The organism is Pseudomonas sp. AC355, from assembly GCF_979258205.1.
Genome location: NZ_OZ409843.1, coordinates 4,577,191 through 4,592,030, shown reverse-complemented (window position 1 = coordinate 4,592,030; position 14,840 = coordinate 4,577,191). Strand labels below are relative to the sequence as shown.

The window sequence follows — 14,840 nt, the reverse complement described above, 5'->3', positions numbered from 1 at the left end:
CCCATAACAACGAGAGATCTCCTGACGCGTGATACGACGCGCAGGTTCGCCGATTCGGCCATTACTGCCTCAGACCTACAACGTAAAAAAGCGAGGGAGTTTCCATGTTCAAGCACTTGCGTCCATGCATCCGGGCCGCCATCGGCCTGTCCATCCTGGCCGGGGCCAGCGCCTCGGCACAGGCCGAATCCAGCCTGACGGTAATTTCCTTCGGTGGTGCCACCAAGGTCGCGCAGACCGCCGCCTACTTCAAACCCTTCGAGCAGAGCGGTGCCGGTCAGGTAATCGCTGGCGAGTACAACGGCGAACTGTCCAAGGTCAAAGCCATGGTCGACGTCGGCCAGGTGACCTGGGACGTGGTCGAACTGGAAAGCCCGGAACTACAACGCGGCTGTGAAGAAGGCCTGTTCGAGCGCCTGGATCCGGCCATTCTCGGCGACACCAGCCAGTACATTCCGGGCACCGTCAGTGAGTGCGGCGTGGCCACCTATGTGTGGTCGATGGTGATGGCCTACAACGGCGACAAACTGAAAACCGCGCCGGCCTCCTGGGCCGACTTCTGGGACCTGCAGAAATTCCCGGGCAAGCGTGGCCTGCGTAAAAGCGCCAAGTACACCCTGGAAGCGGCCTTGCTGGCCGATGGCGTAAGCCGCGACCAGCTTTACGAAGTGCTGGGCACGCCCGAAGGCGTCGACCGCGCCTTCAAGAAGCTGGACGCCATCAAATCCTCCATCCAGTGGTGGGAAGCTGGCGCCCAACCGCCGCAATGGCTGCTGGCCGGTGACGTGGCCATGTCCGCCGCCTACAACGGCCGCATTGGCGTGGCCCAAAAGGAAGGCGCCAACCTGAAGATTTCCTGGAACGGCAGCCTGTACGACCCGGAGCACTGGGCCATCGTCAAAGGCAGCCCGAACAAGGCACTGGCCGAGCGCTTCATCAAGTTCGCCAGCCAGGCGGACACCCAGAAGGTGTTCTCCAGCCAGATTCCGTATGGCCCGGTACACAAGCAGACCCTGCCGCAACTGCCCGCAGATGTGCAGGCGCAGCTGCCAACCGCCGAAGCCAACATGGCCGGCGCCCAACTGGTGAACGCCGAGTTCTGGATCGACCACGGCGAAGAGCTCGAAGAGCGCTTCAATGGCTGGGCGGCGCGCTGATCAGACGGCGGCAGAAATGAAAAAGGGGCGCCCTCTCACGAGTGCGCCCCTTTTCGCTCATGCCGACGTGATCAGCGAGCCAGCTTCTTCGCCGCGCGCATGTGAACCATGACACCCAATGCCACGACGACGGCCGCAGCAGCTCCGGTGGAGATGACCAACACTTGGTATTCCTCGACGAATGCCATGGTCACCAGGCAGCCGACGATGAACACGATCACCAGGTAGGTCAGCCAGGGGAACAGCCACATTTTCAGGCGGATGTCCTTGCCTTCTGTTTCCAGCTTGCGGCGCATCTTCAGTTGCGAGAAAGCGATCACCAGGTAGACCAGCAGGGCGATCATGCCGGTGGTGTTCATTAGCGTGTCGAGCACGTCTTTCGGGCGCAGGGTTTCGCTAAAATTGATCAGCGCCACGAAGATGGCCACCGAGCAGGAGGCGATGATCGCGAACACCGGCACGCCAGTCCCCGAGCGGGTGATTTTCAGGAATCGCGGTGCATCACCACGGGTGGACAGCGAGAACAGCATGCGCGAGGCGGTGTAGTGCGCCGAGATCATGCAGCTGCTCACCGAGGTCAGCACCACGAAGTTCATCAGCAGTTCGGCATACGGGATGCCCAGCAGCTCCAGGGTACGGCGGTAGGAGCCATAGCCGGACTGAGCCATCAGGGGGTCGTTCCATGGCACCAGGCAGACGATCAGGAAGATCGAGCCGATGTAGAACAAGCACACGCGCCAGACCACCGAGTTGGTCGCCTTGACGATCTGCGTCGACGGATCCTTGGCTTCCGAGGCGGCGATGGTAACGATCTCCGCGCCAAGGAAAGCGAACATCACCCCGAGGATGGCCACTACCACGGCCTGGATACCGTTGGGCATGAAGCCTTGGGCGGTCAGGTTGCTGAAGCCGCGCACTTCACCGGTCGGCCACAGGCTGAGCACGGCCATGCTGCAGACCACCAGGAAGCAGATGATCGCCACCACCTTGATCAGCGCGAACCAGAACTCGAACTCCCCGTAGTGTTTGACGTTGAAGAAGTTGATGCTTATCAGCAGCAGCGTGGTAGCCAGCACGAAGACGTTGACGCTGACTTCGGGGAACCAGCCATTGAGGATGGTGCCCGCTACGTAGGCTTCCCAGGCCATGAGAATGACCCAGAACCACCAGTACAACCAACCGATGGTGAAGCCGGCCCAGCGGCCGATGGCGCGCTCGGCGTAGGTGGAAAAGGAGCCAGTGTCCGGCGAGGAAGTCGCCATTTCACCGAGCATGCGCATGATCAGCACCACCAGAATGCCACCGGCCAGATAGGCCAGTACGGCAGCTGGGCCCGCGCTGTGGATCACGCTGCCGGAGCCGACGAACAGCGCGCCGCCGATGACACCGGCGATCGACATCATGGTGAGGTGCCGGGGCTTCAATGATGCACTGAGCTTGCTCTCGTGCTCCTGCTTTGCCTTGTCGGCTGATACCGCATCCATAAAGGACTACCTCTTATTGATTTTGCTGGAAACCGTTGAGGCCAGGTCGTCTCTGCTCCAGATGCACGAAACGCGGCAACGGGCCTGCCACACGCAGGCGTTGTCGTGATCGCGTTCCCTATCAGCGTTTCCGGATCCGGCGTAGGCCGGTCTCGGGCAACAATCCTTGCCGAAATCCATCCGGTTGAATCAGAGGACGACCCAGCCTCACTCGCGTGACGTTCTGAGCCATTACTGCAGCGGTGTAACCAGAAGAAAACCCGGCCCACCGGCTTGAATGTTCGTTTTACTCCACAACCAGCCCAGCCTGAGGAGAGCCGAACCCAAACCATCGACAGGGCTAAATGCACCGTTCTAGAGGGATTACCCCCAGAAAATCCGACGAATGGAAGGGTATGTCCAAGCGTCGAGCAGGCGAATGAAACCTGTTCATTAAATTCAACGCGCCGGATGGTAACGGAAAATCTGCTTTTGGGAATACTCCGCCCGCGTAAAGACCGGATGGGCGGCATCTTTCAGATCGTTGGGAGTACCCCCGGGGACGCTCTACGTCCAGTACCACCCGCGCCGGGCAGCCAGCAACCGGCCTACTTCGGCTTGGCCTTTGTGGCGCCAGTGCCGGCCCGTTTGGCGGGTGCACCTTTACGCGCGGAGGTCTTGCGCTTGCCCTTCCAGGGAGCACCACGGCCTTTGCTGGGCGGCGGGCCGCTGATGTTCAGTTGCAGGCCGAGGCAGCGCTCGATCTGCTTGCCCATCCAGGTCGACTGCTTGGTGACGAACTCTTCCAGCGGCATCTCGCCGCTCTGCACCATGTCCAGCGCCTGCTCCCAGATAGCCGTGGTGCCGGGGTCGGCGATGGCCCGCGGCACCGCGTCGATCAGGCCGAAGGCCGCCGAGGTGGCGGCCAGGGTCTTGCCCTGCTTGATCAGGTAGCCGCGGTCGAGCAGCCCCTGGATGATGCCGGCGCGGGTGGCCTCGGTGCCGATGCCAGTGGTGTCCTTGAGCTTCTGTTTGAGGCGTGGGTCTTCGACCAGCCGCGCCACGTTCTTCATGGCCTGAATCAGGTCGCCCTCGGTGAACGGCTTGGGCGGCTGGGTATGCTGATCCTTCAGCGAGACCTCGCGCACCACGCACTGCTGTCCTTCGCGCAGAGCCGGCAGTGCCTGGGGCGTCGGCGCTTCGCGTCCCTTGGCTGGCGCCAGGGCTTCGGGCAGTGCGCGCTTCCAGCCGGGCTCGACGATCTGCTTGCCGACCGCGCGCAATGCGTGCCCGGCACAGTCGAAGTCGGCCTGGGTACGATCGTATTCATGGTTGGGCAGAAACTGCGCCAGGTAGCGGGCGCGAATCAGCTCATAGACGGCGCGCGGGCGACCGCTCAAACGCGCCAGCCCTCCTGCCGCGAGCGTAGGGATGATGCCGTGGTGCGCACTGACCTTGGCATCATTCCAGGCCCGTGAGCGGCGCTGTGCCTGGGTATGCGCCAGCACCTCACGCAAGCCTGGATCAGCCTGCCCCAGGGCGGCCAGAATGGCTGGCGCCTCGGCGTGCTGGCTCAGCGGCAGATAGCCGCAATCGCTGCGTGGGTAGGTGATCAGCTTGTCGGTCTCGTAGAGCTTCTGGGCGATATCCAGGGTTTCCTGAGCACCGAGGCCGAGCTTCTTCGAGCAGACTTGCTGCAGCGTGCCGAGGTCGAAGAGCAGAGGCGGCGCTTCGCGCATGCGTTCGGTCTTCAACTGCTGCAGCAGGGCATGCTCGGCACTCTGGATATCGGCGGCAGCGCGCTGCGCGACCTCCTGTTTCAGGCAGCGCCCCTGCTCGTCGCACTGCGCTTCAGGGGCACGCCACTGGGCGGTGAAGGGCGTGCCGTTGCCGTCGAGCAGCACATCGATTGCCCAGAACGGCACGGGCACGAAGGCGGCGATGCTGCGGTCGCGATCCACCACCAGCCGCAGGGTCGGTGTCTGCACGCGGCCGACCGGCAGCACGCCCTGATAACCGGACTTGCGTCCCAGCAGGGTGAACAGGCGGCTCATGTTCATGCCGATCAACCAGTCGGCCCGCGAGCGACCGAGCGCCGACTGATAGAGGTTGTAGGTACTGGCGCCGGGCTTGAGCGCAGCCAGCGCCTTGCGAATCGACGTATCGTCCAGGGCCGACAACCACAGGCGCTGGATCGGCTCGCGGTAGCGGCAATGGTCGAGCAACTCGCGGGCGATCATCTCGCCCTCACGATCCGCGTCGGTGGCGATCACCAGTTCGTCGGTCTCCCCGAGCAGCCGCTTGACCGCCTTGAACTGCGCGGCAGTCTTGGGCTTCACGCGCATCTTCCACTGCTGCGGCACGATGGGCAGATCGTCCAGCGCCCAGCGTTTATAGCGCGCGTCGTAGGCATCCGGAGGTGCGGTTTCCAGCAGATGGCCGATGCACCAGGTCACTGTCACGCCGCTGCCCAGCCAACAGCCATCACCACGCCGCGTGGCACCGAGCACGCTGGCGATATCCTTGGCTTGAGAGGGCTTTTCGCAGAGAAACAGACGCATGGGGCACGGCTACAAAAGTGGCTAACAGCCGACACGATACTGTATATCGATACAGCTACGCTACGCCATAGTCGATTGCCCGCGAACCGGGGCTCTGCTAGTGTCCCGCCGAACCGCGAACCCCGCCTGAGAATTCCCGCCATGGCCCGTAAGAAAGCCGCGCTCGATTTCGAGCAATCCCTCACCGACCTGCAAACCATCGTCGAACGCCTGGAAAACGGCGAGCTGTCGCTGGAGGAGTCGCTGAGCGCCTTCGAGCAAGGCATCAGCCTGACCCGTGATTGCCAGGCCTCGCTGACTCAGGCCGAGCAGAAAGTACAGATTCTGCTCGAACGCGATGGCGAACTGCAGGCGGCACCGTTCGAAACGGACGAGCCGTTATGATCGCCAACTACCAGGCTCGCTGCCAGAAGCAGGTCGACGCTGCTCTGGAGCCGCTGTTCGCGGCGCCGCGTGTCGAACTCGAACGCCTGTATGCCGCCATGCGCTATAGCGTGTTCAACGGCGGCAAACGCATTCGCCCGCTGCTCGCCTACGCGGCTTGCGAAGCCCTCGGTGGCACGGCGCAGCAGGCCGACGGCGCGGCCTGTGCGGTGGAACTGATCCACGCCTATTCCCTGGTGCATGACGACCTGCCGGCCATGGACGACGATGACCTGCGTCGCGGCCAGCCGACCACGCACAAGGCCTTCGACGAGGCCACGGCGATTCTTGCGGGCGATGGCCTGCAAAGCCTGGCTTTTGCAGTGCTGGCGAGCGAAACGCGCAATCCGCACAGCGCGGAGATCCGCCTGAGCATGTTCAGTGCACTGGCCGATGCGGCCGGGCCTGCGGGTATGGTCGGCGGCCAGGCCATCGATCTCGGCTCGGTTGGCCAACAACTGCAGCAGCCGGCTCTGGAAGTGATGCATCGCCACAAGACCGGCGCGCTGATCGAAGCCAGCGTGCGCCTCGGCGCCCTGGCCAGCGGCCGCGCCGATGAGCGCACCCTGGCGGCGCTGAGCACCTATGCCCGCGCCATCGGCCTGGCCTTTCAGGTGCAGGACGACATCCTCGACGTGGAAAGCGATACCGCCACGCTGGGCAAGACTCAGGGCAAAGACCAAGCGAACGACAAGCCCACCTACCCGGCCCTGCTTGGCCTGGATGCGGCGAAGCGTTACGCCTTCGAACTGCGTGATCAGGCCCTGCATGCCCTGCGCACGTTCGATAATGCCGCCGAGCCCCTACGCGAGCTGGCCCGTTACATCGTAGAAAGGCGCAACTGAAACCACGCCCTCGCTGTCTCATCTGGCACGACCGCTGCGGTGACCCATACCTACCTTGGGCACGGATCATCGCATCAGGTAAACTGCCCCATTCTTTGAATTCTTATAACGACTCGCCTGATGCCGACGACTTTCCACGAGATTCCCCGCGAACGCCCGCTGACGCCGCTGCTCGACCGCGCCAACACGCCGGATGAATTGCGCCGCCTTGGCGAGGCCGAGCTGGAGACCCTGGCGGACGAATTGCGCCAGTACCTGCTCTACACGGTCGGCCAGACCGGCGGGCACTTCGGCGCCGGCCTCGGGGTGATCGAGCTGACCGTCGCCCTGCACTACGTCTTCGATACCCCCGATGACCGCTTGGTGTGGGACGTCGGCCATCAGGCTTATCCGCACAAGATCCTCACCGGCCGCCGCGAGCGCATGAGCAGCCTGCGCCAGAAGGATGGCATCGCCGCCTTTCCACGCCGCTCGGAAAGCGAGTACGACACCTTTGGCGTCGGTCACTCCAGTACCTCGATCAGCGCCGCACTGGGCATGGCCATCGCCGCCCAGCGCCAAGGCAGCAAACGTAAATCGGTCGCGGTGATCGGTGACGGCGCGCTGACTGCCGGCATGGCGTTCGAAGCGCTCAACCACGCGGCAGACGTTAAAGCCAACATGCTCGTCGTGCTCAACGACAACGACATGTCGATCTCCAAGAATGTCGGCGGCCTGTCCAACTACCTGGCCAAGATCCTCTCCAGCCGCACCTATGCCAACGTACGTGAAGGCAGCAAGAAAGTGCTGTCCAAGCTGCCCGGTGCCTGGGAAATCGCCCGCAAGACCGAAGAGCACGCCAAGGGCATGCTGGTCTCCGGCACGCTGTTCGAAGAGCTGGGCTGGAACTACATCGGCCCCATCGACGGCCATGACCTGCCGACCCTGCTGGCCACCTTGCGCAATATGCGCGATCTGGAGGGCCTGCAATTCCTCCACGTGGTGACCAAGAAGGGCAAGGGTTTCGCCCCTGCCGAGGTCGACCCAATTGTCTACCACGCGATCACCAAGCTGGAGCCGATCAACGCCCCCGCCAAGGCGAAAAAACCGTCCGGGCCGAAGTACTCCAGCGTGTTCGGTCAGTGGCTATGCGACATGGCGGCCAGCGACGAGCGCCTGATGGCGATCACTCCAGCCATGAAGGAAGGCTCCGACCTGGTGGCATTCAGCGAACGCTTCGGGGATCGCTACTTCGACGTGGCCATCGCCGAGCAACACGCGGTGACCCTCGCCGCCGGCATGGCTTGCGAAGGCGCCAAACCGGTGGTGGCGATCTACTCGACGTTCCTGCAGCGCGCCTACGATCAACTAATCCACGATGTCGCGGTGCAGCACCTCGATGTGCTGTTCGCCATCGACCGCGCCGGCCTGGTTGGCGAAGACGGCCCCACTCACGCGGGCAGCTTCGACCTCTCCTACCTGCGCTGTATTCCCGGCATGCTGATCATGACGCCGAGTGACGAGAACGAACTGCACCACATGCTCACCACCGGCTACCAGTTCGCCGGCCCGGCAGCGGTGCGCTACCCACGCGGCAGCGGCCCGAACGCGCCGATCGACCGCGCGCTAAACGCCCTGCCAATCGGCAAAGGCGTGATCCGCCGCCAGGGTAGCGGCGTCGCTCTGTTGGTGTTTGGCGTGCAACTGGCCGAAGCCCTGCGCGTCGGCGAAACGCTGAACGCCACGGTGGTCGACATGCGCTTCGTGAAACCGCTGGACGAAACGCTGATCAGCGAACTGGCCGCCGGCAACGAGCTACTGGTCACCATCGAGGAAAACAGCGTGATGGGCGGCGCAGGCAGCGCAGTCAGCGAATTCCTCGCCCAGAGCGGCGCCCTGACGCCAATGCTGCACCTGGGCCTTCCCGACAGTTATGTGGAGCACGCCCGGCCGGAGCAGATGCTCGCCGAGTGTGGCCTGGACGAAGCCGGGATCGAGGCGGCCATACGAGCAAAACTGGCACGCTGATACTCCCCCGACCGGCATATATCGTCGGCCCATATATTGCAGTAATCTCCAGTTGGGATTGAGCATGTATGGACCGCCGATAGCGGCCGGGAGCTCGTATGCAGTTGCGTAGCCACAAGATGGATTTCAAGGGCCGCGAGCGCCGCTGGCTGCCCTGGTTCGGCAAGGCAGGCAAGCTGGCCATGCGCTGGTCCTGGTTGCTCAATGCCGGTCAAGCCGAACGGGTCGAAAAGACCTTCTCCGGCCTGGCGCTGACCCGCGTCGACCTGCTCACCAACTGGGCACGCCAGCACTGGCAGGAGCTCGAACTGCTGAGTTCTGCACTCACCCCAGCGTGGCCGGCCTTGCCGGATGCCGTACTGCAGCGGGCGTTGGCGCATATGCCCGAAGTGTCCGAATTGTTCGTGGTCGACACCGCCGGACGCATACTCGCTTCGACCCATGCACCACGCCAGGGCCAGCGCCACGATGGCGCGGCTCTGACAGCCGGCCTCAGGGGGCAGTTTCTGCTTGGCCCCTATATCGATGAGCTGACCCAGCAACTGGGGCCGACCACGTCTAAGTTCCACGATGCCGTCACGCTGCTGTTTCACCAGCCACTCAGCCACGACGGGCAAGTGGTCGGTTGCCTGTGCGCACGGATCCCCAACGATGTGATGAGCGACCTGATTCAGCGCGAGGCTGGGCACGTCTACCGCGACTCCGGCGACAACTACCTGTTCATGGTGCAAAGCGCCCATGATCCGAAGATAAGCCCGGGAACCGCCCTGTCACGCTCACGCTTCGAGGATGGCGCCTTCACCGGCGGCGAGAACCTCAAACAGGGCGTGAAAACGCCCTTCGGCACCGTTCGTGTGCAGAAGCACACCGAGTTCGAGCTGCGCTTCACCGCACCAGCGAGCGGCGAATTGCATCCTGGCGTGCGCGAAACCATTCGCCATGGCAGCAACCTGTTCGTGCTTTACCCGGGCTATCCCGATTACCGCCATGTGCCGGTGATCGGCGCCGGCCTGACTCTGCGTCTGCCCGGCTCACCGGATACCTGGGGCATGATGTGCGAGGGCGATCTGGAGGAGGTCTACCGCCAGCGCAGCCTGAGCTATTCGCTGTCCAGCCAGTTGCTAGGCGGCCTGTTTCTGCTGGGCGGCCTGCAATGGCTGCTGGAACAGCATCTGCCGGAGCATGCCGCGTCACTGACCTTCGCCGCAGCCGGCGTGCTGCTGTTCGGTTTCTGGGCCTTCAGCTTGCGCCGCCGCACCCGCACGCTGCAGTCGCTCTCGGACTTCTTTCTGGATACCGCTGAGTGTGGCGCACCGCTGAGCAACCGGCTGGCACTGGAGCGTTTTTCCAGTGACGAGGCAGGCGCCCTGGCCGGCTGGGTGAACAGTTTCGTCGACAAGATGGATCACACCATGCAAGGCATCGTCACGGCCGGCAGCGCCCTGCAGCAGACCTCGACGGGGCTGACCCGAACGTCCGCCAACGCCAGCCTGTGCGCAGCCCAGGGCCAGGCAGCGGCGGTGTCCACGGCGCGCGCGATGCTCGACGTCAACCACAGCATCGGCGAAGCCACCCAGCATATCGTCGATAGCGAAAGCGCCTCACGCCAGGCCCTGGCCATGACCCAGAAAGGTGGCGCGGCCGTGCAGCAGAACGCCGAAGATGTCGCGCAACTGGCCAGCCGCATCGAACAATCGAGCCAGGCACTCGAAGCCCTGAGCCAAAAGACCGAGGAAATCCAGCACATCACCGAAGCGATCCGCAGCATTGCCGAGCAGACCAACCTGCTTGCCCTCAATGCCGCCATCGAGGCTGCCCGGGCAGGCGACAGCGGGCGCGGTTTCGCAGTGGTGGCCGACGAAGTGCGCAACCTGGCCAGGCGAACCGCCCAGGCCACCGAAGAGATCGCCACGACGCTCGGCAGCGTGCGCCAGCAGACACTCGATACTCAGGCCGCCATGCAGAGCTGCCAGGAAGCCGCGCTACGCAGCGTTACGCGCTCGAGCGAGGCTACGGATGCACTCGAACGCATTCAGCAGGAAGTAGCAGGCATGCAGGGGCGACTCGACCAGATCAGCCAGGCCATGAAGTCGCAACTGAGTCAGGTGCAGGCCGTCAACGGGCAGGCTCAGGCAATCACCGGGGCCGCCGAGCGCAGCAGCCAGAGCGCCGATGAAACGCTGCAGGCGGCACAGTCACTGGCGCAACTGGTGCTCGACTTGCACAAAACCGCCAGCAGACTCAGCCGCCAGGAAAGCCTCAGCGGCAACAGCGCATCACCCGGCGCGCCGGCCTTCGGTCAGGCCGCTGCGTTCAAGTTCAACGCCATTGCGCACTAGCGCTGCAGGCTATCGGGGGCCAGCCCACGGATCGCGGGTTCGCCCGCAAGCGGGCTCCTACAGGGAGGTCGCTTTCGAAAGTCAGAGACTTGTAGCCTGGGTTGAGCGCAGCGATACCCAGGTTGCTTTCTCCCGGGTAGTGCTGCGCTCAACCACGAGCTACGAATGTAGAGCCTGGCACATCATCGAGCACGAGTCAGACCCACTCCTGCGCCTTTAGCTCGCTCTTGAGGTAGGCGTAGTAAACCGGCGCGGCGACCAGACCGGCAATGCCGAACGCGGCTTCGAACACCAGCATGACCAGCAGCAGCTCCCAGGCGCGCGCCTTGATCTGGCCGCCGACGATACGGGCGTTGAGGAAGTACTCGACCTTGTGAATAACGATCAGGTAGGCCAGTGCCCCCAGTGCTACCCAGATCGACAGCGACAGGCCAACCACGAAGATCGCCGCATTGGAGATCAGGTTGCCGACCACCGGCAACAAGCCGGCCACGAAGGTAATCAGGATCAGCGTCTTGGTCAGCGGCAGGTGCACACCGAACAGCGGCAGCACACCCATCAGAAAAATCGCGGTGAAGGTGGTATTGAGCAGGGATATCTTGATCTGCGCGAACACCACGTTGCGAAAGGCATCGACAAAATGTCCGACACGGATCAGCAACGCACCGGCCAACGGCTTGAGCTGGCTCGGCTCGGGGACATTCTGCAGGCCGATCACCGCACCGAGAATCATGCCGATCAGGATGGTGACGAACATGTGCACCGCGCCCTTGCCGAGCAGTTGCAGCTCACTGATGTGCCCGCGCAACCAGTCGTGCAGCGCGATACGGATATCGTCGACGTTGGCTGGAAGATAAGCCACCAGCGCTTCCGGCAACTGCTCGCGGGCGCGGTCGATCACGCCAAGCAACTTGCCCATCAACCGCCCGGGGTTATTCAGTTCGTGCATCACCAGCGAAAAACCACCGGCGAACACCAACCCGAGCACGGCAATCACCAGCACGCTGAGCAGGCCAACCGCCAGCAAACGCCCAAGCTGCCCGGCGAATAGCCGCTGCATGGGACGCGCCAGACGGTTGACCAGTTCGAACACCAGCAAACCGGCCAGCAGGCTCGGCAGCAGTTTCAGCGGGAAGACCAACAGTAGCGCGGCGCCAACGATCACTGCGCTGGCGGGGGAAAACCAAGGGGAGACAGGGGCTTTCATAACATCTGCAACAACCAGGAAGGCAGACAATCTGCCAGTTGCCAGCACGCTTTACCAGCGTCATCGCTTGCCGGTGACAGCCGCGTTGTGACGGCCATCACCGAGTGGGGGCCAGCAGCTCGCAGAGCCTGGCTGTGGCGTCGAGCATTTGGAAACTGGGGCGTTCCAGGCCCTTGTCCGGCAACACCAGCAACTGCTCGCGTTGCACGGCCGAAAGCTGCGGCCAGCGCTGCCAGGCCTGCAGTTGCCTGCGGTCGCCGGCGATGATCACCGCCGGGTCGCGCTGCAAAACAGATTCGACGCTCACCTGCGGGCCCGGCAGGTTCAGATCGGCAAACACGTTGCGCGCACCGCAGGCCTGCAGCGCGTCGCTGATGATCTGCCCACCACCAAGGGTATACAGCGGCGCATCCCACACCTGATAGAACACGGGCACGAGGCGCTCACGGCGGTAGCGCTCACGCAACTCGGCAAGCCCGGCAACGAAGCGCTGATGCAGGCGCTGCCCCTGCTCCGCCCGGCCAAGGCGCTCGCCGGTCTCCACGAACTGCCGAGCCAGCTCATCCAGCGAGTGGGGCTCGAGCACCAACATGGGAATACCAAAGGTTTTCAGTTGCTCGCGCTGCGCGGCGCTGACACTGCCCGGCCACAACAGTAGCAAATCGGGTTGCAGGGCCAGCAGAGTTTCCATTTCGAGTTGGCCATAGCGCCCTACGGAAGGCAGATGAGCCAATGCCTCAGGGCGCTCGCCACCATCGAGCACGCCGACCAGCAGGTCGGCGGAATCCAGTTCGAGGACGATTTCACTCAGCGATGGCGCCAGACTGACCACACGCTCGGCAGCCGACAGCGGCGCCATCTGCATGATCAACAGCACCAGCCAGAGACGCAGCATCAGCCCAGTTGCCGTGGGATTCGATAGAGGTAGAGCAGCACCACGCTGGCGAGCGCCAGCAACACCAGTGGCACGGCTTCCAGCCCTGCAAAAACCGCGAGGGCGGCAATCCAGGCCGGCAGCCCGGCGCCCAGAAAGGCAGCGCGGCGACGTTCGGCCAGGGTCAGCCAGGCGCCGGGCTCGTCAGCCGTGTCCAGCGCCTTGGCGGTGGCGAACAGGGCGCGCTTGTAGCCACCGAATAGAGGCAGGCTGACGAACAACGAAGCCAATCCCGCAACGAACAGCGGCATAGCCAGCACACCAGGTTGGCGGCCGGCCCCAAACGCAAAATTGATCAGCAGAAGCGGAGCCAGGGTCAGTGCCAGTTGCCGCCACCAGAGCAGGGCCAACCGGCGTTTGACCGCGGCACGGGTCAAGGCCGCTCGACCTCACCCTGGTGCAGCTTGCCGAGCATGTGCCCGAGCTTGCCGGCCTTGGTGGCCAGGTACTTGCTGTTGTGCGGGTTCTGGCCCAGCTGCAGCGGCACGCGATTGGCCACTGGAATGCCCATGTCGCCCAGCGCCTTGACCTTACGCGGGTTGTTGGTCATCAGCTTGAGCGAGGAGATGCCCAAATGTTGCAGCATTGGCAGGCAGATCGCGTAGTCGCGCATGTCCGCGCCGAAGCCCAGACGCTCGTTGGCTTCGACGGTATCGGCGCCAGCGTCCTGCAGCTCGTAAGCACGGATCTTGTTGAGCAGCCCGATACCGCGGCCTTCTTGGCGCAGGTAAAGCAATACGCCGCGTCCCTCTTCGGAAATGGCGCGCAGCGCACCTTCCAGCTGGAAGCCGCAATCACAGCGCAGGCTGAACAACGCATCGCCGGTCAGGCACTCGGAATGCAGGCGCCCCAGTACCGGCTCGCCGTCGGCCACATCGCCGAAGGTCAGAGCAACATGCTCCTTGCCGGTGGCCTCTTCGAGAAAGCCATGCATGATGAACACGCCGAACGGGGTCGGCAGTTGGGAGGCGGCCACGAACACGACAGGCACCGGATGCTCCTGGTATCGGAAGGGATGCGAATTTGCGAGGGGTGATAGTGTAACAGCAGCGCCTACGGGGCCGTCAGCCGAATTATCAGGGCGGCTCCTTGCACGGATCGCCTCCCTTCGAAGGCGCCCGATGCAATTGGCCTCCCGTGTAGGAGCGTCGCCCTCGGCGCGAAAACAATTGCAGCCTTGCCGCTACATCGGTGTTGCCCGCACGATTCGCCGCGGGGGCGCGGTTCCTACAACATTGAGGGCGGCGAGATGGACGTGTGGCACCGTTCGCGTAGGAGCGTCGCCCTCGGCGCGAAACAATTGCAGCCTTGCCGCGACATTGGCGTTGCCAACACGATTCGCCGCGGGGCGCGGCTCCTACAAGTTAGGCTGCGTTTATCCGGAACCTGCGCAGTCGATCACGACGCGACTCCCAACCACCACGCCAAGTGCGCCGAAGCCGCCCTTGCCCACCTCGATGATGTAGCGCACCGGTTCCTTCGAGCCATGCCGCTGCAGGCTATAGGGCTGCATATCGACCACTCTGCGTACCACGCCGCGGGCATCGATGAAGGCCGCCGAAAGGGGCACACGGGTGTCTTTCATCCACAACTCGCGCATTCCCTCCTCCGGCCAGGCGAAGAGCATGCCGCTGCCGATATCGTCACGGGCAGACAGCCCCACCGTGCGCGCTTCGGCTGTCGCTGCAAGCGGCAAAGCCAAGCTCATGCCATTGGGGAAACTGATGTGACACTCGGGCAGGCCCGCCTGGGCTATAGAACACGTGAGCCCCAAGGCGCCAATCATGATGCTGCGCAGAACCCGACGTGCCATGAGTGACCTCGAACCTGAATAAAGAGGTGATCCTACCGACAAGCGTCCGTTTGCGGCACTGCAGATGGCCCCAGCGACCATGCATTTCCCG

General features: G+C 63.6%; 12 protein-coding genes. 5 read left to right on the top strand and 7 right to left on the bottom strand.

Annotated features, from left to right (window positions below):
* The first annotated feature begins 104 nt into the window (after window positions 1-104).
* Window positions 105-1,157 (top strand): ABC transporter substrate-binding protein, encoded by a 1,053-nt coding sequence (locus ACZ0AI_RS21380; protein WP_463563589.1) that lies wholly within the window; start codon window positions 105-107, stop codon window positions 1,155-1,157.
* Between the two features lie 71 nt (window positions 1,158-1,228).
* On the opposite strand, the gene ACZ0AI_RS21375 is transcribed toward ACZ0AI_RS21380, so the two are convergent.
* Together ACZ0AI_RS21375 and ACZ0AI_RS21370 are read right to left on the bottom strand one after the other, a co-directional pair.
* Window positions 1,229-2,641 carry an amino acid permease gene (locus ACZ0AI_RS21375; protein WP_463563588.1) on the bottom strand — a complete coding sequence of 471 codons (1,413 nt, stop codon included), beginning with the start codon at window positions 2,639-2,641 and terminating at the stop codon, window positions 1,229-1,231.
* A gap of 587 nt (window positions 2,642-3,228) precedes the next feature.
* Window positions 3,229-5,181, bottom strand: coding sequence for a DNA topoisomerase III (locus ACZ0AI_RS21370; protein WP_463563587.1), 1,953 nt, complete (start codon window positions 5,179-5,181; stop codon window positions 3,229-3,231).
* 141 nt (window positions 5,182-5,322) lie between these two features.
* On the opposite strand from ACZ0AI_RS21370, the gene ACZ0AI_RS21365 reads away from it, so the two are divergent.
* The 4 genes from ACZ0AI_RS21365 (at window position 5,323) to ACZ0AI_RS21350 (ending at window position 10,795) form a co-directional block, all read left to right on the top strand.
* Window positions 5,323-5,565, top strand: a complete 243-nt coding sequence (locus tag ACZ0AI_RS21365) for an exodeoxyribonuclease VII small subunit (RefSeq protein ID WP_225835389.1) — start codon at window positions 5,323-5,325, stop codon at window positions 5,563-5,565.
* Window positions 5,562-6,449, top strand: a complete 888-nt coding sequence (gene ispA, locus ACZ0AI_RS21360; protein WP_463563586.1) for a (2E,6E)-farnesyl diphosphate synthase — start codon at window positions 5,562-5,564, stop codon at window positions 6,447-6,449. Before ACZ0AI_RS21365 ends, ispA begins: the two co-directional genes overlap by 4 nt.
* A gap of 120 nt (window positions 6,450-6,569) precedes the next feature.
* Complete coding sequence (gene dxs / locus ACZ0AI_RS21355) at window positions 6,570-8,456, top strand: 1-deoxy-D-xylulose-5-phosphate synthase (protein WP_463563585.1); 1,887 nt, start codon at window positions 6,570-6,572, stop codon at window positions 8,454-8,456.
* Window positions 8,457-8,554: 98 nt separating this feature from the next.
* Window positions 8,555-10,795, top strand: coding sequence for a methyl-accepting chemotaxis protein (locus tag ACZ0AI_RS21350; protein ID WP_463563584.1), 2,241 nt, complete (start codon window positions 8,555-8,557; stop codon window positions 10,793-10,795).
* Window positions 10,796-10,991: 196 nt separating this feature from the next.
* Here ACZ0AI_RS21350 and ACZ0AI_RS21345 read toward each other — a convergent pair whose 3' ends face one another.
* The 5 genes from ACZ0AI_RS21345 to ACZ0AI_RS21325 all read right to left on the bottom strand — a co-directional run bounded on the left by ACZ0AI_RS21345 (window position 10,992) and on the right by ACZ0AI_RS21325 (window position 14,749).
* Window positions 10,992-12,002: an AI-2E family transporter gene (locus ACZ0AI_RS21345; RefSeq protein WP_225835394.1), complete on the bottom strand. Its 1,011-nt coding sequence runs from the start codon at window positions 12,000-12,002 to the stop codon at window positions 10,992-10,994.
* A gap of 97 nt (window positions 12,003-12,099) precedes the next feature.
* A complete protein-coding gene (locus tag ACZ0AI_RS21340; protein ID WP_463563583.1) occupies window positions 12,100-12,897 on the bottom strand; it encodes a helical backbone metal receptor in 798 nt (265 codons plus the stop codon).
* Window positions 12,897-13,313: an MFS transporter gene (locus ACZ0AI_RS21335; RefSeq protein ID WP_463563582.1), complete on the bottom strand. Its 417-nt coding sequence runs from the start codon at window positions 13,311-13,313 to the stop codon at window positions 12,897-12,899. Before ACZ0AI_RS21335 ends, ACZ0AI_RS21340 begins: the two co-directional genes overlap by 1 nt.
* Complete coding sequence (ribA, locus tag ACZ0AI_RS21330) at window positions 13,310-13,927, bottom strand: GTP cyclohydrolase II (RefSeq protein WP_463563581.1); 618 nt, start codon at window positions 13,925-13,927, stop codon at window positions 13,310-13,312. The genes ACZ0AI_RS21335 and ribA overlap by 4 nt, the downstream gene beginning before the upstream one ends.
* Before the next feature lie 384 nt (window positions 13,928-14,311).
* The gene (locus ACZ0AI_RS21325; protein ID WP_463563580.1) at window positions 14,312-14,749 is read right to left on the bottom strand and encodes a DUF192 domain-containing protein; all 438 of its coding nucleotides are present in this window, start codon (window positions 14,747-14,749) and stop codon (window positions 14,312-14,314) included.
* Window positions 14,750-14,840: the final 91 nt, after the last annotated feature.

Bases quoted from the DNA above. Each gene is read 5' to 3' on its own strand.
- ACZ0AI_RS21380 (WP_463563589.1), top strand. From the start codon at position 105: ATGTTCAAGCACTTGCGTCCATGCATCCGGGCCGCCATCGGCCTGTCC.
- ACZ0AI_RS21375 (WP_463563588.1), bottom strand. From the start codon at position 2,641: ATGGATGCGGTATCAGCCGACAAGGCAAAGCAGGAGCACGAGAGCAAG.
- ACZ0AI_RS21370 (WP_463563587.1), bottom strand. From the start codon at position 5,181: ATGCGTCTGTTTCTCTGCGAAAAGCCCTCTCAAGCCAAGGATATCGCC.
- ACZ0AI_RS21365 (WP_225835389.1), top strand. From the start codon at position 5,323: ATGGCCCGTAAGAAAGCCGCGCTCGATTTCGAGCAATCCCTCACCGAC.
- ispA (WP_463563586.1), top strand. From the start codon at position 5,562: ATGATCGCCAACTACCAGGCTCGCTGCCAGAAGCAGGTCGACGCTGCT.
- dxs (WP_463563585.1), top strand. From the start codon at position 6,570: ATGCCGACGACTTTCCACGAGATTCCCCGCGAACGCCCGCTGACGCCG.
- ACZ0AI_RS21350 (WP_463563584.1), top strand. From the start codon at position 8,555: ATGCAGTTGCGTAGCCACAAGATGGATTTCAAGGGCCGCGAGCGCCGC.
- ACZ0AI_RS21345 (WP_225835394.1), bottom strand. From the start codon at position 12,002: ATGAAAGCCCCTGTCTCCCCTTGGTTTTCCCCCGCCAGCGCAGTGATC.
- ACZ0AI_RS21340 (WP_463563583.1), bottom strand. From the start codon at position 12,897: ATGCTGCGTCTCTGGCTGGTGCTGTTGATCATGCAGATGGCGCCGCTG.
- ACZ0AI_RS21325 (WP_463563580.1), bottom strand. From the start codon at position 14,749: ATGGCACGTCGGGTTCTGCGCAGCATCATGATTGGCGCCTTGGGGCTC.